Origin of the sequence: Streptomyces sp. G45, from assembly GCF_049542095.1 — a bacterium.
GTDB lineage: Bacteria > Actinomycetota > Actinomycetes > Streptomycetales > Streptomycetaceae > Streptomyces.
In genome coordinates this window covers 8,279,478-8,304,748 of sequence record NZ_JBMUZU010000001.1, presented here as the reverse complement: position 1 = coordinate 8,304,748, position 25,271 = coordinate 8,279,478, and the positions used below count along the sequence as shown (strand labels likewise).

Here is a 25,271-nt window from a genome sequence, read left to right as displayed (position 1 = left end):
CCTCTTAACGGCTCCTCGCCGCCGAGGCCATGCCGTCTCGTCACCTCAGACGTCGGAAGGTTGTCCCCCGCAGGCCAGCGCAATGAACCGGCGGCGGTCGGCGTCCCGGACGAGCGACACGTCCCGTAGACCGAGCTGACCGAAGTGACCGAACTGACCGAACGGCCCGCCCTGTGCCCGAGGACCGGCTCACCCACACCGCCACGGTGCTGCCTTGTCCGCCGCCGGGACGGCGAGGGTGCCGCAGGCGGGTCGCTGCGATGACGGCTTGCCCCTGGGCTGATGCCCCCGATCGCCGGGGCCGGGAACGCGAGAGGCGTCCTGCGGAGCACGTCCTACTCCACCTCCGGTCGACGGTCAGTAGGCGTGAGGTCCGCTCGCGTCAGTCCGCCCCGGTGACCGGTTCCAGGGCGGTGAACTCGTGGTCCGTCCAGATCCGGCGGGAGGTCTCCTCCGGGTAGGGGGCCGTGTGCGGCCGTGCGCTGAGGACGCGGGTCAGCCGCTTGCCGGGGCAGTGCGGGGCCCAGCCCGGGTCGCCCGCCCCGGCGAAGGCCACCCACGCGTCGCCCATCTCCGCCGAGAGCGCCACGGCCTCGGCCGTCGGCTCCTCGCCGAGGAGGAGGGCCGCGATCCCGCCGCGCAGTGTGCCGAAGACGAGCGGCACGTCCAGGCCGTGGCAGGCGCCGAGGACGCCGCCCATCCCGGGGGCCTCCCAGGTGAGTTCGTACGTGTACGAGGTGCCGCCGCCCGCGGTGTGGGCCCGCGCCAGGTGGAGGCTGGGCATGCGGAACAGCCAGTCCGACATCACCAGGTCGTGCAGCGTGGTCGGGTCGGCGGTCGGGTGCGCGCGGCGGTAGGCGGCCCGACCGGCCGCGCCGGGCGCGAACCAGTCCAGGGTGGCCGCGGCCTCCTCCTCGGTGATCCGGCCGATCCGTCCCGCGAGCGCGGTGAACAGCCGGGTCTCGTCCCGGGTGTGACCCACCATCAGCTCCACGTCGCGGCTCGCCCCTCGGCGCAGGGCCTCCCAGGGGGCGTACGGCAGCACTTCGCCGTCGACGACGGGCGCGAAGGGCATGCGGGCCCGCGCGGCCCGCCCCCAGCGGGGCTCGTACCGCTCCAGCGCGCGCAGCACGGCGTCGGCCGCGTCGCGCAGCGCGCCCGGGTCCACCGGGGCCAGCGCGGCCAGGGTGGGCGCCGCGCCCAGTCCGGCGGCGACGGCGGCGGCGATGTCCGAGGCGAGCGCCGGGCCGTAGAAGGGGCCGGGCACGCTCTGCGCCACGGCGCGGTGGAAGAGCCCGGCCGCGCGGGGCATGGCGAGCAGCGCGGCGATGGAGCCCGCGCCCGCGGACTCGCCGAAGACGGTGACCCGGTCGGGGTCGCCGCCGAAGGCCGCGGCGTTCTCCCGCACCCAGCGCAGCGCGGCCACCTGGTCGAGCAGTCCGCGGTTGGGCAGCGCGCCGTCGAAGTGCCCGAACCCCTCCGCTCCCAGGCGGTAGTTGAAGGTGACGACCACGGCGCCGCGCCGGGCCAGGGCCGTGCCGTCGTACGTCGGGCCGTCGCTGGTGCCGATCAGATAGACCCCGCCGTAGATCCAGACGAGGACGGGGAGGCCGGTCGCCGCCGGGGCGGGCGTCCAGACGTTGACGGTCAGCCAGTCGCCGGAGCCCGTCGCGCTCTCGGGCCCTGCGATGGGTCCGAGGGCCCGGGACTGCGGCGGGCTCTCGCCGAAGGCGTCGGCTTCCCGGACGCCGTCCCAGGGCCGCGCGGGCGTGGGCGGCGCCAGGTGCAGGGGGCCGACCGGCGGCCGCGCGTAGGGGATGCCGAGGAAGACGGCCAGGTCGCCGTGCCAGCGCCCGCGCAGCCGCCCGCCGGTGGTGCGGACTTCGGGCGCCCGCCGGGGGCCGGAACCACCATCAGATCCTGTGTTCGTCACGTCCTGTCCCTTCCCGTCAGCGCCGCCGCTCGCACCCCGCCCCGCCCCGGGCCCCACGCCCCTGGGGCCCGTTACGTCCGTGACCGCGCACGGACCTGGCCGGACTGTGTCGCTCTGGGGCGCTCTGGAAAAGAATCACCGTCCTGGGGCTCCAGTTGCGCGGGGGTCACGCTGTACGGTGCTCCCGCTCTCGGCCTGTCCACCCCTGCTCCACCCTCCCCCACCCTCTCGGTCCCGGTCGGGACCGATCCCCCACAGATGAAGGGACAGCCATGCCGCACTACATACGCCTGGGATTGGCCAGTACCGCCGCGGCCGTCATGCTGACGGCCCTCCCGGCGGCCCACGCCGTCGCCACCCCGGACTCCCCCACCACGAAGAGCGCGGCCGCCGTGGTGACCCTGCGCTACGACGACAGCCGCGCCAGCGGCTGGGAGGCCGCGGTCGCGGCCGGGGTCGCCTCGTGGAACAACAACGTGGAGAACGTGAAGCTGGTCAAGGCCGCGCCCGGGACGCGGGCGGAGATCCAGCTCGTGGCCACCACCGGCTGGCCGCAGGCCACCCTCGGACCGGTCCGCCCCGGCGGCCGCGGCATCGTCCAGCTCGGCAGCCAGGCGGTCACGCAGGGCCACGACAAGACGCGCATCGCGGCCCACGAGATCGGCCACAACCTGGGCCTGCCGGACACCAAGCCCGGGCCGTGCTCCCAGCTGATGTCGGGCTCCAGCGCGGGCACCAGCTGCAAGAACGCGGTGCCCGACGCCGCAGAGCAGGCACGCGTCGAGCGCAACTACGCCAACGGCGCCGCGTCCCGCGTCCCGGCCGACGGCCGGATCCTGGTCGACGCACGCTGACGGCCGCCGTCCCGCTCGTGGGCCCGTCCGGCGCGCCGGGCGGGCCCACGGGCACGCGCGCCCCCGGAGACCGCCCCGCCTGGCCCCCAACCCCGGTGACCGCCCCACCCGGTTCCGTCACGGTCAACGCCCCTGCGGCGCCCGCGAGTTCGGGGCCCTTGTCGGCCAACTTCGCGCCGGGAGCCCTCAGGGATCCGGCGTCGGCGGGTCGTCGGCCGCCGCGGCGAGGCGCTGCTGGAGCCGCAGGTGCCGGAACTCGTAGTGCGCCCCGGACTGCCGCAGCACTCCTCTGCGGTGCGCGTCCTCCAGGAACCGCATGAGCCGCCAGGGCGCCCGCCCGGTCAGGGCCAGCCACACCCGGGCCGGGCCGAGCCGCCCCCAGGCGCTCAGCGCGAGCGCGGAGGTGCCGACCGGCACCCACAGCTCGGTGTGCAGGGTGCCGAGCGGGCCGCCGGAGCCCAGCACCGAGATCAGCGCCAGGCACACCCCGCCGGTGAGCACGGCGGCGATGGCGCTGCGCGCGAGGGTGGCGGCGCGGTCAGTGCGCAGGGTGCTCTGCGGGCTCGCGGCCCGCATCGTGTCGGACGGGATGCTCAGCGCGCGGTACACGCCGGACGCGCAGCCGCCGATGACGCCCATGAGCGCGCCGACGGCCAGGGGGATGGTCATCGTGTCCAGGACGATGGCGGTCACCGGGCGGTGGGCGAGCCAGAGTTGGACGGGGCGCGGCAGGCCGAGGACCAGGTTGTGGGCGTCGGCATGGCGCAGCCCCTCGGCGATCTCCCAGCCCTGGCCGCCGCGGCGGATCTCCACCGTCCGGTCGAACGGGGTGCGCCGCGGCCAGTCGTACGAGAACCAGGCGCCCCGGTGCACGGCGATCGGCCGCTCGAAGCCGGGGCGTTCGAGGAGTTCCCCGCGGTAGGGGCGCACCGAGCGGACGGAGCGGTCGCCGTCGGCGGTTTCGCGCAGCCGCCAGTCGCCGACGACGTCGCCGGTCGCGGGCAGCGCGGCCGTGTGGATCTCGCGGGCGGCGAAGGCGCCCGCGACGGCGCCGACGAAGGCCATGGAGGCGACGGCGATCAGCAGACAGGTGCCGAAGCCCTTCAGGAAGCCCCGGGCGAACCCGCGCAGCAGCGCGCCCGGGCCCGGGTCGTGCGCCGTCACCCGCTCCCCGCGGCGCAGCCCCGCCAAGTACAGGAGCAGCCCCGCCACGAGGCAGGTCAGTACGGGCAGCACGTCGCCGACGAAGGCGAACAGGGCGAGACCGGCGAACGCGACGACGGCCGCGAGGGCGCGCACCGCCCGGGGGCCGCCCGGGCTGCCCGCCCACGGCAGGCCGAGCGGCAGCGGACGCCGGGGCAGTCCGGCGACGGCGAACGTCAGGACCAGGGTCAGGGCGAGGCCGAACCCGTTGAGGAACCACATGAGTCCGGAGTCGGCGACGGTGGCGACGCGGAAGCCGTTCACGCGCGGCCGGGTCAGTCCGACGAGCACCTCGCAGGCGGTGGCCGCCGAGGTCAGCGCGAGCACCAGGCGGACGAGCCGCCGGGGCCCCTGGGGCGTCCCGGCGGTGGCGGGCAGCAGCGCGAGCCCGAAGCACAGCCCGGCCACCTCGCCCGCCTGGTGCAGCACGGCCGACAGCGGGCTGCCCCAGTACCCGACGACGCCGTCCCCGTACACGGCCACCGGCAGCAGCAGCGCCGCCGTGGCGGCGACGGCCAGGAAGGCGGGGCCGACCAGGCGCAGCGCCCGGGGCATCGCGGTGGGCAGCTCCCACCAGGCGAGCCGCCAGGTGCCGGTGCGCCCGGGGCGCCGCTGGCCGAGGTCGCGGGCGAGGCGGCGCAGCCAGCGGTGCGCGGCCTCGGGGCTCCAGGTGCCGTGGGTGTCGTGGGTGTCGTGGAACGCCGCGGGGACGAAGGCGTCGAGGAGGTGTTCCTCGATGCGGGCCGCCGTCGGGAAGCGCGCGGTGTCGAGGAGTTCGCCCGGGTCGCGGGAGGTGTCCCCGTACACGGCGCGGGCGAGCGCCACCATGAGCGGTGCCGCCAGGACGTCCAGGAGCTGTGGGGAGGGGGCGGCGAGGACGGGGGTCCACACGGTGGCGCCGTGGCCGTCGGGCCGGGCCGTGCTCTCCAGGTAGGCGCGGGCGCTGGCGAGGTCCAGCGGTCGCAGCTGGACGACCTCGGCGGCGGTCAGGACGTCGCCGTCGCGCACCGCGCGCGTCCAGGCCTCGGTGCGGCAGGTCAGGAGCACGGGAAGGCGTTCGTCCAGCTCGGCGTTGAGGCGGCGCAGGGCGTGGCCGTGGGCGGTGGTGGGCAGTTCGTCGAAGCCGTCGAGCACGGGCAGCACCAGGCCCGCGTCGAGGAGTTCGCGGGCCAGCGTTCCAGTGCCGCTGACGGCGGCCAGCGGCCGGTACTCGGCGGCCAGGCGCTCGGCGAGCCAGTCCCGCAGGCAGACGGCCCGGGGTCCCAGCCCGCGAGCGGGAACAGCACCGGCACCGGGTCGCCGACCCGCCGGTCGGCGAGCGCGCCGAGCACGAACCGCACGGCGAGGACGGTCTTTCCGGCGCCCGGCTCGCCGAGGACGACCAGGCGGCGCGACGGGATCTCCCGGAACGTCGCCACGATCCGGTCGAGCCGCTGGTCGCCGTCGCGCACCGGGGGCGGCGGCTGGCCCCGCCAGGTGTTGTGCCGGTGGTCGGCGAGCGGCGGGGCCGCGCGGGACCAGTGGACGTTCAGCGGCCCCGGGTCCTGGAGCCGCCGCAGCCGGGCCTCCGCCGCCCACTGCGCCTCCACCGCCGCTGCCAGGTCGGCGGCGGCCCGCAGCCGCCGCTCGCCGCCCGCCTGCGCGTCCCCGCGCTCGCGCACCAGGTCGGCCGCGAAGGCGCACACCGACACGAACGCGGAGACGGCGGAGACCCACATCGCGGTCTCGTCGGCGGGGCTCTCCCGGCGCGACAGGGCGACGGTCAGCGCGATCAGGCAGGCCGCCGCCACGCCGAGTCCGACGCGCCGTTGCGCCGGTGTCTCCCGCAGTGGCGCCCGCATGCCCCGCACTCCCGTGGTCCCGTGATCCGTACCTCGTCCGTCCCAGGTGAACGAGTCGTCCGCCCCTCGCGTGGCGTCGCGCAAGGGGCGCGTGGGGGCACGCCGGGCGCTCGTTCCGTACGGACCGCGGGGGCGCCCCGCCGCGGGCGGCGCCGGACCCCGCCCGGCGACGGCCGTCGCGCCGCCTGGCAAGGTGGTGGCCGTGATGACGTCCGACGAACTGATGCGCGCCCTGTCCGGCCTGCGGCGGGCCCAGATCGGTCACCGGCGCGCCCCGCACAAGCCGTTGCTGGTGCTGTGGCTGCTCGGCCGGTTCACGGGGCTCGGCAGCACCGCCGTCACGTACGCCGAGGCGGAGGAACCCGTCAGCCGTCTGATCAACGACTTCGGTCCGGCCGTGGCGAGTCCGGCGCGGGCGCGGGAGCGGGCCGCGATGCCGTTCGTGCACCTGGAGCGCGCGCTGTGGGACCTGCGGGACGCGGACGGGCAGCCCATCGGTCCGGACGCCCCCGAGCGCGGCGGCCCGCTGCGGGCCCGGGGCGCCCACGGGCGGCTGCGGCCCGGGGCGGAGGCGCTCCTGGCCGACCCGGTCACGCTCGCGGCGGCGGCCCGGCTGCTGCTGGAACAGCACTTCACCCCGGCGTTGGAGGCGCCGCTGTGCGACGCCGTCGGCCTCGACCTGGCCGGGGCCGAGGAGACGGCGCTGACGCCCGCGCGGGCGCGACAGCCGGTCAGGCGCGCCGGGTTCACCGAGGAGGTGCTGCACGCGTACGCGTACGCCTGCGCGTTCTGCGGCTTCGACGGCGCCCTCGGCCGCAATCCCGTCGGGCTTGAGGCGGCGCACGTGCGGTGGCACAGCCAGGGCGGCCCGGACGAGGTGCGCAACGGCCTGGCGCTGTGCTCCCTGCACCACACCCTGTTCGACCTGGGGGTCCTGGGGCTCGGGGACGACCTGCGCATCCGGGTGTCGCAGCGCTATGTGGCGCGCAGCCGGGCGGGCCGGGCCGTCGACGACCTGCACGGCCGGGCCCTGGCGGAGCCCCGCCCGGGCAGGCCCCCGGTGGACCCGCGGTTCGTGCGCTGGCACGGCGAGCAGGTCTTCAAACGGGCCGGGGCACCGGCCGCGTAGCCCGCCGGGGCCGGTGCCCCGGGGGCCGGTCAGAAATGGAGAAGCACAGGTCGTGGGCCCCGTCTAGCGTGACAGCATGAGCAGCGGGCCCGTGGTGAGGAGCGAGGCCGGGCCCGATCCGACCGAGCAGCCGCACGGCGCCCGCGACCGCGCCGCGCATTCGAGGGAGACACGATGAGCAGGGCCAAGAGACCGGACACCCCGTCGCCCGCGCGGCACGCCGCCGACAGCCACGACCTGATCCGGGTGCACGGCGCGCGGGAGAACAACCTGAGGGACGTGAGCGTCGAGATCCCCAAGCGGCGGCTCACCGTGTTCACGGGCGTCTCCGGCTCCGGCAAGAGCTCGCTGGTGTTCGACACCATCGCCGCGGAGTCGCAGCGGCTGATCAACGAGACGTACAGCGCGTTCGTGCAGGGCTTCATGCCGACGATGGCGCGGCCCGAGGTCGACGTGCTCGACGGCCTGACCACGGCGATCACCGTCGACCAGCAGCGCATGGGCGGCGACCCGCGCTCCACGGTCGGCACCGCGACCGACGTCAACGCGATGCTGCGTATCCTGTTCAGCAGGCTCGGCGAGCCCCACATCGGCCCGCCCAGCGCGTACTCCTTCAACACCGCGTCGGTCAGGGCGAGCGGCGCCATCACCGTCCAGCGCGGCGCCAGGACCAAGGCGGAGAAGGCGACGTTCGAGCGCGTCGGCGGCATGTGCGCGCACTGCGAGGGCCGTGGCACGGTCTCCGACATCGACCTCACGCAGCTCTACGACGACTCCAAGTCGATCGCCGAGGGCGCGTTCACCATCCCCGGCTGGAAGTCGGACAACGTGTGGACCGTGGGGGTGTACGCCGAGTCGGGCTTCCTCGACCCGCACAAGCCGATCCGCCGGTTCACCGAGAAGGAGATGCACGACTTCCTCTACCGCGAGCCGACCAAGGTGAAGGTCAACGGCGTCAATCTGACCTACGAAGGCCTGATCCCCAAGATCCAGAAGTCGTTCCTGTCCAAGGACAAGGAGGCGATGCAGCCGCACATCCGGGCGTTCGTGGAGCGGGCGGTCACCTTCACCACCTGTCCCGAGTGCGAGGGCACCCGGCTCAGTGAGGGCGCCCGCTCGTCGAAGGTCAAGGGCGTCAGCATCGCCGACGCCTGCGCGATGGAGATCCGCGACCTGGCCGAGTGGGTCCGCGGCCTCGACGAGCCCTCGGTGGCGCCGCTGCTCACCGCGCTCAGGGAGACCCTGGACTCGTTCGTGGAGATCGGGCTCGGCTATCTCTCGCTCGACCGGCCCTCGGGCACGCTGTCGGGCGGCGAGGCCCAGCGCGTCAAGATGATCCGCCACCTCGGCTCCTCCCTCACCGACGTCACGTACGTCTTCGACGAGCCCACCACCGGACTGCACCCGCACGACATCCAGCGGATGAACGACCTGCTGCTGAGGCTGCGCGACAAGGGCAACACGGTGCTCGTGGTGGAGCACAAGCCGCAGACCATCGCGATCGCCGACCACGTCGTGGACCTCGGCCCCGGCGCCGGGACGGCGGGCGGCACCGTCTGCTTCGAGGGCACCGTCGACGGGCTGCGCGCCTCCGGCACCGTCACCGGGCGGCACCTCGACGACCGGGCGGCCCTGAAGGACGAGGTGCGCACGCCCACCGGCAAGCTGCCGATCCGGGACGCCACGGCGCACAACCTGCGGGGCGTCGACGTCGACATCCCGCTCGGGGTGCTGACCGTCGTGACCGGTGTCGCCGGTTCCGGCAAGAGTTCGCTCGTGCACGGGTCGATTCCGGCCGAAGCGGGCGTGGTGGCGGTCGACCAGGCGCCGATCCGCGGCTCGCGGCGCAGCAACCCGGCGACGTACACCGGCCTTCTCGACCCGATCCGCAAGGCGTTCGCCAAGGCCAACGGCGTGAAGCCCGCGCTGTTCAGCGCCAACTCCGAGGGCGCCTGCCCCGCGTGCAACGGCGCGGGCGTCATCTACACCGACCTGGCGATGATGGCGGGCGTGGCCACGCCGTGCGAGGACTGCGAGGGCAAGCGGTTCCAGGCGTCGGTCCTGGAGTACCGGCTCGGCGGGCGGGACATCAGCGAGGTGCTCGCGATGCCGGTGGCCGAGGCGGAGGCGTTCTTCGCCGACGGGGAGGCCCGCCTTCCGGCAGCGCACCGCATCCTGACCCGGCTCGCCGACGTCGGACTCAGCTATCTGACGCTGGGTCAGCCGCTCACCACGCTGTCCGGCGGCGAGCGGCAGCGCCTGAAGCTGGCCACGCACATGGCGGACAAGGGCGGCGTGTACGTCCTGGACGAGCCGACCACCGGTCTGCACCTCGCGGACGTCGAGCAGCTCCTCGGCCTGCTCGACCGGCTCGTCGACTCCGGCAAGTCGGTCATCGTCATCGAGCACCACCCGGCGGTGATGGCGCACGCCGACTGGATAGTCGACCTCGGCCCCGGCGCCGGTCACGACGGCGGCCGGATCGTCTTCGAGGGCACCCCCGCCGACCTGGTCGCCGGGCGCGCGACGCTCACCGGGGAGCACCTGGCGGCGTACGTCGGCAGGTAGGCGGTCACGGGCCCGGTCAGCGCACCGGGTCGGGCGCCGGGGACGGGCTGCGGTCGTGTCCCCGGCCGCCGCGCACCTGGAAGAGGCCCGCCGCGATCTCCTCGGAGTGCTCCTCGATCTGCTCGCGGACGTCCCCGGGCCAGACGGTGCCGAGGTCCCAGCGGACGCCGGTGAGCAGCGGGAAGCTCAGGCCGACGGCGCCGGTGAGGTCGGCGCCGGAGAGGTTGGCCCGGGTGAGGTCGGTGTCGACGAGGCGGGCGCGGCTGAGGTCGGCGCGGGTGAGGTCGCTGTCGGCGAGCGTGGCGCCGTTGAGGTCGGCGCCGACGAGGTCGGTGCCGGTCAGCCGGGTGTAGCGGACGCGGGCGCGGCTGAGGTCGGCGCCGGTCGCGAGGGTGCCGGTGAGGTCGGCGCCGGTGAGGTTGACGCCGTCGAGGTGCGCGCCGATGAGGCGGGCGCCGGACAGGTGGGCGCCGGACAGGTGGGCGTGGGTCAGCCGGGCGCCGGTCAGGTCGGCGCCGATGAGGCGGGCGAGGGCGAGGCGGGCTCCGGTGAGGTCGGCGTAGGCGAAGTCACGGCCGCCGAGTTCGGCCTCCGTGAGGTCGGCGAAGCCGGTGCCGGTGCGGACCGCCTGCCGGTGCGGCCGCTCGCGCACCGTGGTCCCGCCGTGGCGGGGCCGGGGCGGGCCGCCCTGCCGGGTCCGGCCGTCGTGGGCGCCTCTTCGGGCGCCGTCGCGCGCCGGTCGATGCGGCGCTGGATCAGCTGGGCCCAACCGGGCGGCGTGCGGGGGCCGTCGGGCGCCTGGAAGGCGGGCGCCCGGCGGGAGAGGACCGCGAGCACGCGTCCGGGGAAGGAGGCGGCGTCCATGGTGTCACTCCCCCGCCCGGCGCGGTTCGGCCTCGCCGTCGGCGCCGCCCGGGACGGCGCCGGGGCTGCCCGGCGGCGTGGTCACGCCGTCCGGGGCCGTGGCCCGCGGCCGGAGGGCGGGCGCCGGTCCGCCACCGCCGGGCGGTGGCACGTCCGGCGGGGCCTGGGACTGCGGCACGGGCTGCTGGAGCTGCTGCGCGGCCGCCTGGAGGAGCGGCACGAGCATCGTGAGCTTCTCCAGGAGCAGCGGGGCGGCGGCGCCGATGACGAGGAACAGCCAGGGCACGCCCGCCTTCGGGATGCTGTAGCCGACCGCGACGGCGACCGCCACGCCGAGCCCGACGCGCAGCACCCCCGCGGTGCAGTACGCGAGGACGCCGGGCGCGGGCAGCTCCGGCGCCGTCGGGTCGTCCGCCGCAGGGGACGTCTGCCCGGCTTCCGGTGCGAGGCTCGTCGACGCGATGGCCCACGGCATCCGGCGCCACCGGCGCACGGCGATGATGTAGTCGAGCGCCTCCATCGCGATCCCGCCCACCGCGCCCCACAGCGCCCAGCCCGGCCACCCCATGCCCAGAGGCTAGGGCCGCGGCGGCCCGCGTACTACCGCTTCGGCGGTCTTCGTCCCGGCGGACCGCCGACCTCCCCCGACGGCGACCGGACACCAGAGCGGTAGGTTGCCCCCGTCCATGGTCAGTTGCCCCCGTCCGCGGTCAGGGGCGACGGCACACTCACGTCCGGGGGGCGGCACGGTGGTGGAGCGGGATCTGGAACTCGACGACGGGCGGACGCTGCGCGTCTACGACACCGGCGGCGCCGACGACCACCTCGTGGTCTTCTGGCACCACGGCACGCCGAACGTCGGCGCGCCGCCCGAGCCGCTGTTCCCTGCCGCGGCGCGGCTCGGGGTCCGCTGGGTGTCGTACGACCGCCCGGGGTACGGCGGTTCGACGCGCCGCCCCGAGCGGACCGTGGCCTCGGTGGCGGCCGATGTCTCCCGGGTCGCCGACGCGCTGGGCGTGGCACGGTTCGCCGTCATGGGGCACTCCGGCGGCGGCCCGCACGCCCTGGCCTGCGGCGCGCTGCTGCCCCAGCGCGTGCTCGGCGTGGTCAGCGTGGCAGGGCTCGCCCCGTTCGGCGCCGACGGGCTCGACTGGTTCGCAGGCATGGCGGAGTCCGGGGCGGCGGGCCTGCGGGCCGCCGCGCAGGGCCGGGCGGCGAAGGAGCGGTACGAGGCGACCGCCGCGTACGACCCGGAGATGTTCACCCCGGCCGATCACGCCGCGCTGGCCGGGCCCTGGTCCTGGTTCGAGCGCGTCGTCGGCCCGGCCGTGGCGGCGGGTCCGGGCGGACTCGTCGACGACGACCTGTCCTTCGTCGCCCCCTGGGGCTGCGATCCCGCCCGGGTCGGCGCCCCGGCGCTCTTCCTGCACGGCGCCCGGGACCGCCTGGTGCCCAGTTCCCACAGCGAGTGGCTGGCGAGCCGCCTCCCCGCGGCCGAGCTGCGGCTGCGCCCGGACGACGGCCACATCTCGGTCCTGTCCGCCGCCGATGACGCCCTGAAGTGGCTGGTGGACCACGCCCGTTCGTGAGCGCGGCCGGGTCACGCGGGGCGCGGTCCGTCGCGCCGCGCGTGTCAGGGTCGCCGTCTCCGCACCGCGACCGGTGCGACGGGTCGCTTCCCGGAACGGCCCTACTCCCCGTACCCGGAGGCGGTGCCGCCGTCGGGGGCGGCCCGGGCCAGGCCCGTCTGGTAGGCGATGACGACGAGCTGCGCCCGGTCGCGGGCGCCCAGCTTCGTCATGGCGCGCTGCACGTGCGCGCGGACGGTGAACGGGCTGAGGAACATCCGCTCGGCGATCTCCTGGTTGGACAGGCCGGTCGCGACCAGGGCCACCATCTCGCGTTCGCGCGGGGTGAGGACGGCGAGCCGTGCGGAGTGGCGCGGCAGGGCGCCGTCCGGTGTGGCCAGGAAGCGGGCGACCAGGGTGCGGGTCGCGGCGGGCGACAGCAGGGTGTCACCGGCGGCGATCGTCCGCACCGCGTCCGCCAGGTCGTCGGCCCCGATGCCCTTGCCGATGAAGCCCCCGGCGCCCGCGCGCAGCGCCTGCGCGACGTGCTCGTCGGTCTCGTACGTGGTGAGGATCAGGATGCGGCTGGCGCGCAGCTCGGGGTCGGCGCAGATCTCCGCCGTGGCGGTGAGGCCGTCCACCTCGGGCATGCGGATGTCCATGACCACCACGTCGGGGCGCAGCTCCCGGGTGAGCCGCACCGCCTCCGCGCCGCCGGCGGCCTCACCGACCACGGTGATGTCGTCGGTGGAGTCGAGGAGCAGCCGGAAGGCCCCGCGCAGCAGGGCCTGGTCGTCGGCGAGCAGCACGCGGAGGGTCACGGCGCACCACCGGCTCCGCCGCGGCCGGTCTCTTCGCGGCCGGTCCCGCCGCGGCCGGTCTCTTCACCGTCGGCTTCTCCGCCACCGCCACCGCCACCGCCACCGGCGCCGCCGCTGCCGGGCCGTCCCTCGCCCGCTCGCGCCTCGTCGGCCCCCGCCAGAACCGGAAGTTCACCGTCCACCCGTACCCCGTCCGTCGACTCGTCCGCCGTCCGCCCTGCTTCGCCCGTCGTCGTGCGCCCCGTGTCCGTCTCCTTCGCCGGTGGGAGGGGCAGTTCCGTGGAGACGAGGAAGCCGCCCTCCGGGCGCCTGCTCGCGAAGAGGCGTCCGCCGACCGCGGTGGCGCGCTCCCGCATCCCGATCAGACCGTAACCGGGCACGCGCTCCGACGCCGTGGGCGCCGTCGCGGCCGCACCGCCGCCGCTGGCCCCGTCGTCGGCGACGGTGAGGGTCAAGCGGTCGCGGTGCCAGGTGAGGCGCACCCGGGCGCTGCCCGCACCGGCGTGCTTGGTGACGTTGGTCAGCGCCTCCTGGACGATGCGGTACGCGGTCAGGTCGAGGCCCGGCGGCAGCGGCCTGGCCGTGCCCTCCTGGCGCACCGACACCTCGAGTCCCGCGCGGTGGAAGGACTCCAGGAGGGCGGGCAGACCGGCCAGGCCGGGCGCCGGTTCGGCGGAGGCGGCCGCGTCGCCGGACTGCCGCAGCAGGCCGACCGTGGCACGCAGTTCGTCGAGCGCGTGGCCCGTCGTCTCGACCAGTTCCCGCAGGCTCGTACGGGTCTGCTCCGGGCGGGTGTCGAAGAGGTGGGCGGCGACCGTGGCCTGCGCGTTGGCCAGGGTGATCTGATGGGCCACGAGGTCGTGCAGCTCCCGGGCGATGCGCACCCGCTCCTCGGCCACCCTGCGGCGGGCCTCGCTGTCGCGGCTCTCCTCGGCGCGCTGGGCCCGCTCCTCCACGGCGGCCAGGTAGGCCCGCCGGTTCCGCGCCGAGTTCCCGAGCACCCCGGCCACCAGCGGGGACGCCGCGACCGCCGCCAGCCTGGTCCCGTCCTTGCCCGACAGGTCCTCGAAGAAGGGGGCGGGGGCGACGAGCAGCGCGGCGCAGGCCACCAACACCACGCGGGCCGCGCGCCGTTCGGGGCGGGCGGTGAGCGCGTACGTGTGGGCGGCGATCACGGCGGGGGCCACGATGAGCGGGCTCAGCAGGGGGCCCAGCGGCGCCACCAGCATGCCGCTCGCGGTCGTCGCCGCGAGCGCGGCCAGCGGCGACCGGTGCCGCAGCGGCAGCGCGGCGCAGGACAGCGCGGCGATGACGTAGGCGGCGGCAGGGGGCGCCACCACCGTGTCGTCGACGCCGAGCACGCCGCCGAGCACGCAGACCGCGAACGCCGTCGCCGTGACCGCCGCCTCCCGCCACCAGCTGCCGCGTGCGCGCGGGCCGCCGCCCCCGGTGGTCACGGCCGTGCTCCCGCCCGTGCTCACGGCCGCCTCAGTCCCGGCCGACGGGCTGTCGCACCGCCGTCCCGTCGGGCCCGCTGGCGGCGGCCGGGGCACGCCTGCTCAGGGCCTCGCCCTCGATGTCCACGCGCGGCAGCACGCGGTTCAGGATACGAGGCAGCCACCAGGCCCGGCGGCCGAGGAGGGCCAGGGCCGCGGGCACGAGCGCCATCCGCACCACGAAGGCGTCGAAGGCGACGGCGGCGGCCAGGCCGACGCCCATCGTCTGGATGGTCGGGCTGCTCATGCCGATGAACCCGGCGAACACGCTGACCATGATGACCGCCGCGGCGGCCACCACGCGGCCGCTGTGCCGGAAACCGGCCACGACGGCCTCGCCGGGGGACGCGCCGCGCACGTGGGCCTCCCGCATCCGGGTCAGCAGGAAGACCTCGTAGTCCATGGCGAGGCCGAACACGATGCCGATGACGAGGACCGGCATCAGGGACATGACGGGCCCGGTCTGCTCGATGCCGAGCGGGCCCGCCGCCCAGCCCCACTGGAAGACGGCGACGAGGACGCCGAACGCGGCGCCCACCGACAGCAGGAAGCCGAGCGCGGCCTTGACGGGGACGAGCAGCGAGCGGAACACCACGGTCAGCAGCAGCACCGCCAGGCCGATGACCACGGCCAGATAGGGGACGAGGGCGTCGGCCATGGCTTCGGAGACGTCGATGTTCAGGGCGGTCTTCCCGGTCACCAGGACACGGGTGCCGGTGTCGGCCTCGACCGCTGAGGCCGCGCTCCGGAGCGCGTGCACCAGGTCCTTGGTCGCGCCGCTGTTCGGCGCGGTCCGCGGCACGGCGGTGAGGACGGCCGTGTCCCGGGCGCGGCTGAGCGCCGGTTCCCCGACCGACTCGACGCCGTCCACGGCCCGTACGACCCGGGCGACCCGGTCCGTGGCGGCCCGGACGTCCCGGGAACCGGCCGCGTCCACGACCACGGTCAGCGGGCCGTTGAAGCCGGGGCCGAAGCCGTCCGACAGCAGGTCGTAGGCGCGGCGCTGGGTGGTCTCCACCGGCTTGGACTCGTCTCCGGGGAGGCCGAGTTCCAGGGCGAGCGCCGGGGCGGCGACCGTGCCGAGCCCGAGGACGGCGGTCAGCAGCACGCCCACGGGGTGGCGCAGCACGAACCGCGCCCAGCGGGTGCCCACGCGCCCGCCCCTCGCCGCGGGTTCGCCCTGTCCGGTCGCTCCGCTCTCCGTGTCCCTTCGGGGCACCGCGGTCGCCGTGCCCCTGCGGGGCGCCCCGGTGCGGGCGGCACGGGACAGGACGCGGCGGCCGAAGAGTCCGAACAGGGCAGGCACCAGGGTCAGGGCGACGAGCACGGCGAGGGCCACGGCGCCCGCGCCGCCCAGGCCCATCCTGGTCAGCTCGGGCACGCCGACGACCCCGAGCCCGACCAGCGCGATGAACACGGTGGCACCGGCGAAGACGACGGCGGACCCGGCGGTGCCCACCGCCCGGCCCGCGGCCTCCTCGGGCTCGCTGCCCCGGGCGCACTCCTCGCGGTAGCGGGAGGTGATGAACAGCGCGTAGTCGATGCCGACGGCGAGGCCCAGCATCAGCGCGAGGATCGCGACGGTGGACGTCAGGCCCAGCGGCACGGCCAGCGCGGTGATCGCGCCGAAGGCGATGGCCACGCCCACGAGGGCCGTCAGCAGGGAGAGTCCGGCCGCGACCAGCGACCCGAGGGTGAGGACGAGCACCACGGCCGCGACCGCCACGCCGACGAGCTCCGTGGTGCCGCCCAGCGACTCCTCCGCCTCCAGGGCCGAGCCGCCGATCTCCACGGTCAGCCCCGTCTGCCGGGCCTGGCGCGCGGCGTCCTCAAGGGCGTCCCTGGCCGCACCGGACAGGTCGACGGCGTCCGCGGTGTAGGTGACGGTGGAGTAGGCGGTGGTGCCGTCGTCGCTGACGGCGCCGGTCCTGTAGGGGTCGGTGGCCGAGGCGACCTGGGCGCCGCCGTCCAGCGCGGCGAGGGCGCCGTGGACGGCCGCGCGGTTCTCCCCGCGGTCACCCGCTGTCCGTGCGGGGCCCGGAACACCAGGCGGGCCTCGGCGCCCTGGGCATTGCTGTCGGGGAAGCGCTCGTCCAGCAGGTCGAACGCCTCCTGCGACTCGGTACCGGGCATGGAGAGGTCCTCGTCCTCTCCCGCCGGGGCCGCCGCGGCGGCGACCACGGCGAGGAGCAGCGCGCCCAGCCACAGCCCGCCCACGAGTCGCCGCCGCCGGAAGGCCCACCGTCCGACCCGGTAGAGAAATGCCGCCACTTGTCGATCACTCCAGACACCGCTAGACGAGGCTCCGCTGGGCGGAGGGGAACGCGCTCGGTGCGCGTGGCCTCCACCCTTGCCTTCCGGCGCCCGGCCGGGCATCGTCCGTCGCCGCCGTCCCGTCCTGGTGCGTCCGCACCAGCCGTGCGGGGGCCCTGGTGCCCCCGCACCACGGGGTGGCCCGGCCGGGGCGGAGGCGGGCGGCGGGCCGTGGCGGGGGGTGCGGGATCCCCCTGCGTTCTCCAACTGGTCCACGGCGCGGGTAAATTGACCTTGACGCCCACGGCGGGCGCACCGGGTCGGGGTGGGGTGGGGATGCGCGGCACAGTCCTGGACGGGCGGTACACGCTCACGGAGCGGATCGGCGCAGGCGGAATGGGGGCGGTCTGGCGTGCCCGGGACGCGCGCCTGGACCGCGAGGTGGCCGTCAAGCTCCTCGGCCTGCCGACGGACACGTCGGCGCCGGAGCGGGAGCGGATGCTGGCCCTGTTCGCCCGGGAGGCGCGGGCCGCGGCGGCCCTGGACAGCTCGTACATCGTGCCGGTCTTCGACCACGGCTCGGACGGTGACGTGCCCTATCTCGTGATGCCGCTGCTGACGGGCCGCACGGTCACCGAGCTGCTGTCCGGCGGGCAGGGCCTGCCCCTGAAGACCGTGGTGGACGTCGCGGGCCAGGTGTGCCGGGCGCTGGCCGTCGCCCACCGGGCGGGCATCGTGCACCGGGACATCAAACCGGCCAACGTGATGGTCACCGACGAGGGCACCGTGAAGGTCCTCGACTTCGGCATCGCCAAGTTCCTGGACGCGACGACGGGCGCGGGCGGCGGCTATCTGACGACGACCTCCGACTCCCCCATCGGCACGCTGCACTACATGGCTCCGGAGCGGTTCACGCGCGGCCCGTCCGACGGGCGCACGGACGTGTACGCGCTGGGCTGCATGCTGCATCAGATGCTGACCGGCGCCACGCCGTTCGACGCGCCGTCGGCGGCGGCGCTGATGCACTGCCATGTGTACGAGACCCCGGACCGCCCGTCGCTGCGGCGCACCGGGCTGCCGCCGGAGTGGGACGGCCTGGTCGCGCGGATGCTGGCCAAGTCGCCCGCCGACCGGCCGGACGCCGAGCAGGCGCGGCTCGCCCTGGAGTCGCTGCCGCTGGAGCTGCCCGCCGCGCCCGCCGCGCCGCGAAGACCGGTCTCCGACACGTCCTACCCGCTGGCCCCGCCCATGCCGCAGGGCCCGCCGACGTCCTGGCCGCCGCGGCTCGCGGACTCCGCGCCGCAGCCCGCGCCGTCGGCACCGCAGCCCTCGTACGCCGCGCCGCACCCCGCGCCGCCCGCCCCGCAGTTCGGGCAGCCGCTGCCGCAGGCGCCGCTCGCGGCCCGGCGGCCGTGGTGGCGCACCTGGTGGATACCGGGCGGGGCGGCCGTCGCCATCGCGGCGCTCGTCGTCACGCTCACGGTCGTCGACCCGTTCGGCGGCGACAAGGACCCCAACGACAAGAGCAGCTCCAACCAGGGCTCCATCGACCGCGGTTCCGGCCGTCAGGACCCGGTGGGCGGCACCGCGGTGGCGGAGCGGGCGAAGACCGAGACGCTGACGACGGGCACGCAGCGGGAGTCCACGGGCCCGGCACCGGCCGTCAAGGGCGCCCGCAGGGGCGGCACCGTCAACGTCATCGAGCCCCTCGACCTCACCACCGTCGACCCCGCGCGGATCTGGTCCGGCTCCGACCGGATCACCTCGCGTCTGATCTACCGCAGCATGACCGGCCTCAAGACGCTCCCGGACGGGTCGGTGCGGGTCGTCGGCGACCTCGCCACCGACCCGGGGCGCCCCTCGTCCGGCGGCCGCACCTGGACGTTCCGGCTCAAGGAGGGCCTGACCTACAACGACGGGACGGCCGTGCGGGCGCGGGACTTCGCGTACGCGGTGGAGCGCACCCTCGACCCCCGGTACCCGGAAGGGGACCGCCTGCTGCGCACCTGGATCCTCGGCACGGAGAAGATGACCGGCGCCAACGCCCCCCGGACACTGCCGCCGGGCACCATCGAGACCCCCGACGACCGCACGGTCGTCTTCCACCTGGAAAGCCCCCACCCGGACTTCAACGTCGCCCTCGCGGGCCCCGGCGGCGTCCCCCTGCCCGAGCGGGTCAAGGACGTCACGCAGGCGTCGCGGGCGCTGCCCTCGACCGGCCCGTACCAGGTCAGTTCCTTCACCGTGGGCAAGGAGCTGCGGCTGAGCCGCAACCCCCGGTGGGAGGCGGACTCCGACCCGCTGCGCACCGCCTACCCGGACGCGTACCGCATCGAGGGCAACGTGCCCTCGTCGCAGCTCAAGTCCCGCATCCAGTCGGCCGCCCCGGGCACGGCCGTCATGTCCTTCACCGGCACCCTGGGCGCGGCGGACACCACGAAGACCCCCGGGTCGGAGCTGCTGTCGGCGCCCTCCCCCTACGTGCAGGCCTACATGATCAACACCAAGCGGGTGAAGGACCTCGCCGTCCGCAAGGCCATCGTCACCGCGCTGCCCGCCGCCGACGTCCTGGCGGCGAGCGAGGAGCGCGGCGAGGTGCACCACAACCTGATCCCCCCGGGCGTCCGCGGCGCCCGCCCCTTCGACCTGTACGGCGCGGGGGCCAAGGGCGACCCGGCCAAGGCGCGGGACCTGCTGGTGGAGGCCGACGAGGACGACCGCCGGATCACCCTCGGCTACTCGAGCGTGAGCGACCAGGACGCCAAGCGGGCCGAGGTCATCCGGGCCGCGCTGAACCGGGCCGGTTTCCGCGTCGAGCTGAAGAAGGCCGACACCACCGACTACTACCGCAACGCGGGCGCCGGGAAGTACGACCTGTTCCGCATGCCGGTCGGCGCGGGCCTGCCCGTCGCGTCGTCGTTCCTGCCCGACTACTTCAACGGCGCGTTCACCTACCCGAAGTCGTCGAACTACTCCCGGCTGAAGAGCGCGCGGGTCGCGTCCGCGATGGAGGCGGCCGACGCCGCGACCTCGCTGAGCGCCGCGGGCGAGCTGTGGTCCGCGGTCGACCGGCGCGTGATGGAGGAGGCGGCGGCCGTGCCCGTGTACGTCCCGATCCGCACGTATCCGTACTCGCGCAAGCTGCGCGGCCTCCAGGTCGACCTGGACGGGGTGTCGCCGCTCAACGTGTACGTGGCGTCCTGACCCCGGCGCCCTCCCGTTCGGCGGGGACGGCTCCGGGGGCGGGCGGCCCTCCCCCGCGTACGGGGGTGTGGGATGGTGGTCGCGTGCTGTGGGAAGACCTCGTCCGGTTGCGCCGGGCCCGCGACCTGATGGACCGCGAGTACGACAAGCCGCTCGACGTCCCGGCGCTCGCCCGTGTCGCACTGATGTCGCCGGGCCACTTCTCCCGGAGCTTCCGCGCCGCCTTCGGGGAGACGCCGTACAGCTATCTGATGACGCGCCGGATCGAGCGGGCCAAGGCGCTGCTGCGGCGCGGCGACCTGTCGGTGACGGAGGTCTGCTTCGCGGTGGGCTGTACGTCGCTCGGCTCGTTCAGCTCCCGCTTCACCGAACTGGTCGGAGAGACCCCGAGCGCGTACCGGGCCCGTGACCACGGCGACGACGCGGCACTGCCGCCCTGCATCGCGAAGATCCACACGCGCCCGGTCAAGGCCGCCGGGCCCGCCGGGTCGGGCTAGCCACCCAGGTCGGTCGGCTCGCTCAGGTCGGTCAGGTCGGTCAGGTCGGTCAGGATCGGAGAAGCGCCGCCCCGCGGTCCGGTCCTAGCGTGAACGGCATGGAAACCCGCCCCGTGCACGGCACGGACATCAAGCTCTCCACCTGCTTCATCGCCGTCGACGACCACGACAAGGCGCTCGCGTTCTACCGGGACGTCCTGGGCCTCGAGGTGCGGAACGACGTCGGGTTCGAGGGGATGCGCTGGGTCACCGTCGGCGCGCCGACGCAGCCCGACGTGAACATCGTGCTCGAACCGCCGGTCGCCGACCCGAACGTCTCGCCCGCCGACCGGCGGGCCATGGCGGAACTGCTCGCCAAGGGCCTGCTGCGCGGCGTCCTCTTCCACACGGACGACTGCGACGCCACCTTCGAGCGCGTCCGGGCCGCGGGCGGCGAGGTCCTCCAGGAGCCGGTCGACCAGCCCTACGGCGTCCGCGACTGCGCGTTCCGCGACCCGTGCGGCACCATGGTGCGCTTCACCCAGCCGCGCGGCGGCCGGTGACCGGCGGCGCCTGACGCCCGCGGCGGACGTGTGCGTCTGACACCGGCGGCGGGCACCGGCGGCAGGCGTGCGGCCCGGCCGCCGACGGGGGTGGCGGCCGGGCCGTGCGCCTTCGGCGCCGACGTCGGGTTCAGACCCGGGCGCGCTCCGGGGTGCCGGACTCCGCCACCTTCGTCGGGCCGGTCGTACGCGGTGTGCGCGCCGCCCTGAGCCCGAGCAGGGCGACGGCGGCGACCAGGACGAACGCCGCCCCGGCGAGGGCGAAGCTCAGGGTGAACTGGCTCTCCTGGGGCAGCGCGGGCATGCCCGCCGGGAGCTCGATGGTCTTCGACGCGAGGAGCGTGGTGATCATCGCGCTGGCGATCGCGCTGCCGACCGAGCGGGAGATGGAGTTGATGCCGTTGGCGATGCCGGTCTGGTGGGCCGGGACGCTGGCGACGATGAGCGCGGGCATCGCGGCGTAGCCGAAGCTGATCGCCACGCCGACCACCATGCCCGCGCCGATCACCGACGCGGTGGTGCCGTGCGCCAGGGTCAGCCAGGCGAAGCCGAGGACGCCGAAGGCGGCGCCGACCGCCAGCGTGTGCCGCGCCCCGATCCGGCGCACCAGGACGCCGCCGAGCTGGGCGCCCAGCAGCGAGACCAGCGTGGTCGGCAGCAGGTAGACGACCGAGGCCGCGAGCACCGAGGCGCCGAAGCCGTAACCGGCCAGGGCCTCGGGCATCTGCACCAGGTACGACACGCCGATGAACTGGGCGAACATCGCGAAGCCGAGCAGCAGGCCCGCGAGGTTGGTGAAGAGCACGGGCCGGTGCGTGAACATCCGCATGTCCACCATGGGCTCCCTGACGCGCCGCTCGGTGACGGCCCAGACGCCCGCCATGACGACGGCCCCGGCGAAGCTCCCGAGCGTGCGCCCGGAGGTCCAGCCCCACTCGTGGCCCTGCGAGACCGGCAGGAGCAGCAGGACCAGGAGGGCGGCGAGGGTGAGGGCGCCCAGCCAGTCGGTGCGTCCGCCCGTCTTCGTACGCGACGCGGGTACGACGGCCAGGACGCCGATCAGCGCCACGACGGCCAGGACCACGGCGAGCCAGAAGACCCGGTGGTAGTCGGGGTCGTCGCCCTGGGTGAGGAGGCCCGCGCCGACCAGGGCGAGGCCGCTGCCGAACGCGAGCGTGCCGCTGACCAGGGCCATCGCGCCGTGCAGCCGCTCCGGCCTGACCTCCTCGCGCAGCACCGACAGGGCGAGGGGGAAGATCGCGGTCGCCGCGCCCTGGAGCACCCGGCCGACGATCAGCCAGGTCAGCGAGGACGTGGTGGCGGCGAGCACCGATCCCGCGATCATCACGAGCAGGACGCCCACGAGGGTGGGCTTCTTGCCGTGCTGGTCGCCGAAGCGGCCGAGCAGCGGGGTGAAGACGGCGGCGGACAGCAGCGTGGCGGTGGTCACCCAGCTCACGTTGGCGGTGGTGACGTCGAGGTCGCGCTGGATGATCCCGAGGATCGGCACGACCAGCGTCTGCATCATCGAGACGACCATGGCGGCGAGCCCGAGGACCAGGACGACCGCGGTCTGCCCGGAGGCCCGCGCGGGGGCCGTGGGCGGCGTGTGAGACACGGAAACTCTTTCCCCACTGCGTCACGGCACCTGCTGGCGGGCGGCTGCTGGGGAGCGCCCGCGCGAGAGCGTCTGCCGGAGACCGTGGCAACTACTTAAGAACATGGAAGCTTGAGGACTTCAAGTAATACGTTCACGGTAGACAGCAATATTTGAGATGGTCAAGTTTCAGGGCGTACGGTGGATCACATGCCAGGACACCCTCGCGTCGACACGGGGCAGCTCATGGAGCTGCTCTCGGTGTCGCTCGGCGCCTACTACGGCGACTTCACGGCCGCGGCCGCCGACCAGCGGCTCACGGCGAGCCAGGCCAAGACGCTCAGCGTGCTGCGCCGGGGCCCCGCCGCGATGCGCGCGCTCGCCGGGACCCTGGCCTGCGACGCCTCCAACATGACGGGCATCGTCGACCGCCTGGAGAAGCGCGGCCTGGTGCGGCGCGAGGCGAGCCCCGGCGACCGCCGCGTCAAGAACGTCGTCCTCACACCCGAGGGCGAGCGGACCATCGACGCCATCCGCGCCTCCATGCACGCCACGACGGCGGGCCTGGCCACGCTCGACGCCGAGGAGCGGGCGACGCTGCACGCCCTCCTCAGCCGCGTCTTCGCCCCGACCCCCGAGGGCGACTGACCCCACCGCGCCGCACCCCGTGATGCGGATCACAGCCAGAACGCATTATTCAAGTTTGACTAGCCAGACTCGGCGGTATACCTTCTTCACGTAGTCAAGCTTGACTACGTGGCCTGGGGGGTCGAAGAGCCCCGGACAGCAAGGAGACTGCATGACGCACCTGCCCGACACCGGATACAGCCCCGCTCCGGAGGACCGCGCCAGCCTGGACGCCTGGTTCGCCGCCTACGACGCGGCGAGCGGCAAGCGGGACGTGGAGCGCATGGCGGACATGGCGGTGTTCCCGCTCAACCTGGTGAGCGACGACTCCGCGGGGAACGGCCGGTCGGCGCAGTGGGACCGCGAGCAGTTCGTCGCGACCATGACCCAGGTGATGGGCGACGGCAGCCAGGACATCACCTTCGAGTCGACCCGCACCCCGGTGTTCCTTTCCGCCTCCATGGCGGTGGTCTTCACGGACTCGACGATGACGATGGACGGCCAGACGCAGCAGCTCCGGTACGCCGACATCCTGATCAAGCGGGACGGCGCCTGGGCGTTCCAGACGATGATCCAGGGCGGCTGGGGCGACAACCTGTAACGCCGGTGAGGCGCCCCCGCCCCGGCGTGAGGCCCCGAGGCGCCCGGCGCGTGTGTGCACGTGCCGGGCGCCACGGGGCCGTTGTCCGCGGAGAGCCGGTTCAGCCGAACTGGCCGGGCCGGTAGTCGCCCGCGGGCTGCCGGGTGATGACGTTCACGCGGTTGAAGGCGTTGATGAGGGCGGTCAGGGCCACCAGGGCGCCCAGCTGCTCCTCGTCGAAGTGGCGCGCGGCGTTCGCCCACACCTCGTCGCTGACGCCCCCGGCGGCGTCCGCGATGCGCGTCCCCTCCTCCGCCAGTTCCAGGGCGGCCCGCTCGGCGTCGGTGAACACCGTGGCCTCCCGCCAGGCCGCGACCAGGTGGAGGCGCGGCGAGGTCTCCCCCGCCGCCTCGGCGTCCTTGGCGTGCATGTCGACGCAGAAGCCGCACCCGTTGATCTGGCTGGCCCGCAGCAGCACCAGATCCCGCGTCGCGGTCGGCAGCGACGAGTCCTCGATCACCTTCGAGGCCGTGACCAGGTGCTTCAGGGACTTGCTCGTGACCACGTTGGTGAAGAGGTTCAGACGCGCGTCCATGGTGCCCTCCTTGGGGTGGCCAGTGCGTGGTGGCGCCGGTGCCTGCACCCCTTCGGACGGAACGAGCACCGCGGAACGTGATACGCGCGCAGGTGTGACCCGCGCCTCCTCCGGCGCGCGCGGCGCACCCCGGCTCCCCGCCCCTCGCCCCCCACCTCCTCGACCCCGAGCCCGGCCCCGGGTCAGTCGCTCGCGCCCCGGTAGCCGAGGCGGGCGGAGAGGTCGAAGGCGCCCTTGACGGCCAGCGCGGCCAGCTCGCTCTCGCGCTCGTCGCTCCAGCGGACCATCGGCACCGAGATGGACAAGGCGGCGACGACCTCCCCGTCGCCGTTCCTGACGGGCGCCGCCACACAGCTCACGTCCGGGTTGGACTCCCGGTGCTCCACCGCGACGCCGCGCAGGCGGATGGCGGCGAGCGCGGCGCGCAGCGCGTCGGGATCGGTGATGCTCCGGCGGGTCATCGCGACCAGCTCGCCCTCCTCCTCGATGCGCAGGTCCAGTTCGTCCTCGGGCAGACAGGCCAGGAGCATCTTGCCGACCGCGGTGCAGTGGGCGGGCAGCCTGCGGCCCACGGCGGAGACCATGCGCACGGCGTGGGTGGAGTCGACCTTCGCCACGTAGATGACGTCGAGGGCGTCGAGCATCGCGACGTGCACGGTCTCGTCGCAGGTCTCGGCGACCTCGCGGGCGACCACCTGGCCCTCGGCGGCCAGGTCGAGCTGCTCGGCGTAGCGGCTGCCCAGCTGGTAGGCGCGTACGCCGAGGCGGTAGCGGCCCGGCTGGTCGGGCAGCGGCACCAGGTAGGAGCGGGCCGCGAGGGTGGTGACCAGCTCATGCACGGTGGTGCGCGGCAGGCACAGCTTGCGCGTGATGTCCGGCGCGGAGAGCGTGCCGTCGCCCTCCAGGAACAGTTCGAGTATGTCCAGCGCTCTGGTCACCGCGGGGACGAGCCGCCCCATGGTCCTCACCCACCCTCGTCACGCGAAACTCCGGTCAACGGCCGAGATCCCGAACACCGGCTGGTCACAGCCGCGTTCACCGGGACATGATCCTGCGGAACGGGGCGCCGCGCGAGGGATTGGCGCCTTCCGAGCGCCCC

General features: G+C 75.0%; 19 protein-coding genes and 1 pseudogene. 9 read left to right on the top strand and 11 right to left on the bottom strand.

What is annotated here, in order from left to right:
- Positions 1-382: 382 nt before the first annotated feature.
- The gene (locus ACOBQU_RS35455) at positions 383-1,933 is read right to left on the bottom strand and encodes a carboxylesterase/lipase family protein (protein ID WP_423633054.1); all 1,551 of its coding nucleotides are present in this window, start codon (positions 1,931-1,933) and stop codon (positions 383-385) included.
- Positions 1,934-2,205: 272 nt separating this feature from the next.
- Here ACOBQU_RS35455 and ACOBQU_RS35450 point away from each other — a divergent pair, with 272 nt between their 5' ends.
- A complete protein-coding gene (locus ACOBQU_RS35450; RefSeq protein ID WP_423633052.1) occupies positions 2,206-2,787 on the top strand; it encodes a snapalysin family zinc-dependent metalloprotease in 582 nt (193 codons plus the stop codon).
- A gap of 186 nt (positions 2,788-2,973) precedes the next feature.
- Here ACOBQU_RS35450 and ACOBQU_RS35445 read toward each other — a convergent pair whose 3' ends face one another.
- Together ACOBQU_RS35445 and ACOBQU_RS35440 are read right to left on the bottom strand one after the other, a co-directional pair.
- On the bottom strand, positions 2,974-5,133 hold the full coding sequence (locus tag ACOBQU_RS35445; protein ID WP_423633050.1) for a hypothetical protein: 2,160 nt from the start codon (positions 5,131-5,133) through the stop codon (positions 2,974-2,976).
- On the bottom strand, positions 5,028-5,831 hold the full coding sequence (locus ACOBQU_RS35440) for a hypothetical protein (protein WP_423633048.1): 804 nt from the start codon (positions 5,829-5,831) through the stop codon (positions 5,028-5,030). The genes ACOBQU_RS35445 and ACOBQU_RS35440 overlap by 106 nt, the downstream gene beginning before the upstream one ends.
- A gap of 205 nt (positions 5,832-6,036) precedes the next feature.
- Between ACOBQU_RS35440 and ACOBQU_RS35435 the strand changes: the two genes are divergently transcribed.
- Positions 6,037-6,960 (top strand): phosphorothioated DNA-binding restriction endonuclease, encoded by a 924-nt coding sequence (locus tag ACOBQU_RS35435; protein ID WP_423633046.1) that lies wholly within the window; start codon positions 6,037-6,039, stop codon positions 6,958-6,960.
- A gap of 174 nt (positions 6,961-7,134) precedes the next feature.
- Positions 7,135-9,528 (top strand): ATP-binding cassette domain-containing protein, encoded by a 2,394-nt coding sequence (locus ACOBQU_RS35430; RefSeq protein WP_423633044.1) that lies wholly within the window; start codon positions 7,135-7,137, stop codon positions 9,526-9,528.
- A 16-nt stretch (positions 9,529-9,544) separates the two neighbouring features.
- Here ACOBQU_RS35430 and ACOBQU_RS35425 read toward each other — a convergent pair whose 3' ends face one another.
- Together ACOBQU_RS35425 and ACOBQU_RS35420 are read right to left on the bottom strand one after the other, a co-directional pair.
- Positions 9,545-10,180, bottom strand: coding sequence for a pentapeptide repeat-containing protein (locus tag ACOBQU_RS35425; protein WP_423633042.1), 636 nt, complete (start codon positions 10,178-10,180; stop codon positions 9,545-9,547).
- 216 nt (positions 10,181-10,396) lie between these two features.
- Complete coding sequence (locus ACOBQU_RS35420) at positions 10,397-10,960, bottom strand: hypothetical protein (RefSeq protein WP_423633040.1); 564 nt, start codon at positions 10,958-10,960, stop codon at positions 10,397-10,399.
- A gap of 181 nt (positions 10,961-11,141) precedes the next feature.
- On the opposite strand from ACOBQU_RS35420, the gene ACOBQU_RS35415 reads away from it, so the two are divergent.
- Entirely contained in the window at positions 11,142-11,981 is an 840-nt protein-coding gene (locus ACOBQU_RS35415; protein ID WP_423633039.1) for an alpha/beta fold hydrolase, read from the top strand.
- 101 nt (positions 11,982-12,082) lie between these two features.
- On the opposite strand, the gene ACOBQU_RS35410 is transcribed toward ACOBQU_RS35415, so the two are convergent.
- The 3 genes and pseudogenes from ACOBQU_RS35410 to ACOBQU_RS35400 form a co-directional block, all read right to left on the bottom strand.
- Positions 12,083-12,781, bottom strand: coding sequence for a response regulator (locus tag ACOBQU_RS35410; protein WP_423633037.1), 699 nt, complete (start codon positions 12,779-12,781; stop codon positions 12,083-12,085).
- Complete coding sequence (locus ACOBQU_RS35405; RefSeq protein ID WP_423633035.1) at positions 12,778-14,262, bottom strand: sensor histidine kinase; 1,485 nt, start codon at positions 14,260-14,262, stop codon at positions 12,778-12,780. The genes ACOBQU_RS35410 and ACOBQU_RS35405 overlap by 4 nt, the downstream gene beginning before the upstream one ends.
- Before the next feature lie 7 nt (positions 14,263-14,269).
- A pseudogene (locus ACOBQU_RS35400) lies at positions 14,270-16,548 on the bottom strand (MMPL family transporter).
- 318 nt (positions 16,549-16,866) lie between these two features.
- On the opposite strand from ACOBQU_RS35400, the gene ACOBQU_RS35395 reads away from it, so the two are divergent.
- The 3 genes from ACOBQU_RS35395 to ACOBQU_RS35385 all read left to right on the top strand — a co-directional run bounded on the left by ACOBQU_RS35395 (position 16,867) and on the right by ACOBQU_RS35385 (position 20,773).
- Positions 16,867-19,734 (top strand): ABC transporter substrate-binding protein, encoded by a 2,868-nt coding sequence (locus ACOBQU_RS35395; RefSeq protein ID WP_423633033.1) that lies wholly within the window; start codon positions 16,867-16,869, stop codon positions 19,732-19,734.
- An 83-nt stretch (positions 19,735-19,817) separates the two neighbouring features.
- Positions 19,818-20,231, top strand: coding sequence for a helix-turn-helix transcriptional regulator (locus ACOBQU_RS35390; protein ID WP_423633031.1), 414 nt, complete (start codon positions 19,818-19,820; stop codon positions 20,229-20,231).
- A gap of 98 nt (positions 20,232-20,329) precedes the next feature.
- Complete coding sequence (locus tag ACOBQU_RS35385; RefSeq protein WP_423633029.1) at positions 20,330-20,773, top strand: VOC family protein; 444 nt, start codon at positions 20,330-20,332, stop codon at positions 20,771-20,773.
- Positions 20,774-20,903: 130 nt separating this feature from the next.
- Here the strand turns inward: ACOBQU_RS35385 and ACOBQU_RS35380 are convergent, their stop codons facing one another.
- Positions 20,904-22,391 carry an MFS transporter gene (locus tag ACOBQU_RS35380; protein WP_423633027.1) on the bottom strand — a complete coding sequence of 496 codons (1,488 nt, stop codon included), beginning with the start codon at positions 22,389-22,391 and terminating at the stop codon, positions 20,904-20,906.
- A gap of 189 nt (positions 22,392-22,580) precedes the next feature.
- Between ACOBQU_RS35380 and ACOBQU_RS35375 the strand changes: the two genes are divergently transcribed.
- Positions 22,581-23,018 (top strand): MarR family winged helix-turn-helix transcriptional regulator, encoded by a 438-nt coding sequence (locus ACOBQU_RS35375; protein ID WP_423633025.1) that lies wholly within the window; start codon positions 22,581-22,583, stop codon positions 23,016-23,018.
- 151 nt (positions 23,019-23,169) lie between these two features.
- Positions 23,170-23,598 (top strand): nuclear transport factor 2 family protein, encoded by a 429-nt coding sequence (locus tag ACOBQU_RS35370; RefSeq protein WP_423633023.1) that lies wholly within the window; start codon positions 23,170-23,172, stop codon positions 23,596-23,598.
- A 100-nt stretch (positions 23,599-23,698) separates the two neighbouring features.
- On the opposite strand, the gene ACOBQU_RS35365 is transcribed toward ACOBQU_RS35370, so the two are convergent.
- Positions 23,699-24,172 carry a carboxymuconolactone decarboxylase family protein gene (locus ACOBQU_RS35365; protein ID WP_423633021.1) on the bottom strand — a complete coding sequence of 158 codons (474 nt, stop codon included), beginning with the start codon at positions 24,170-24,172 and terminating at the stop codon, positions 23,699-23,701.
- Between the two features lie 182 nt (positions 24,173-24,354).
- A complete protein-coding gene (locus tag ACOBQU_RS35360; protein WP_423633019.1) occupies positions 24,355-25,131 on the bottom strand; it encodes an IclR family transcriptional regulator in 777 nt (258 codons plus the stop codon).
- Between the last annotated feature and the right edge of the window lie 140 nt (positions 25,132-25,271).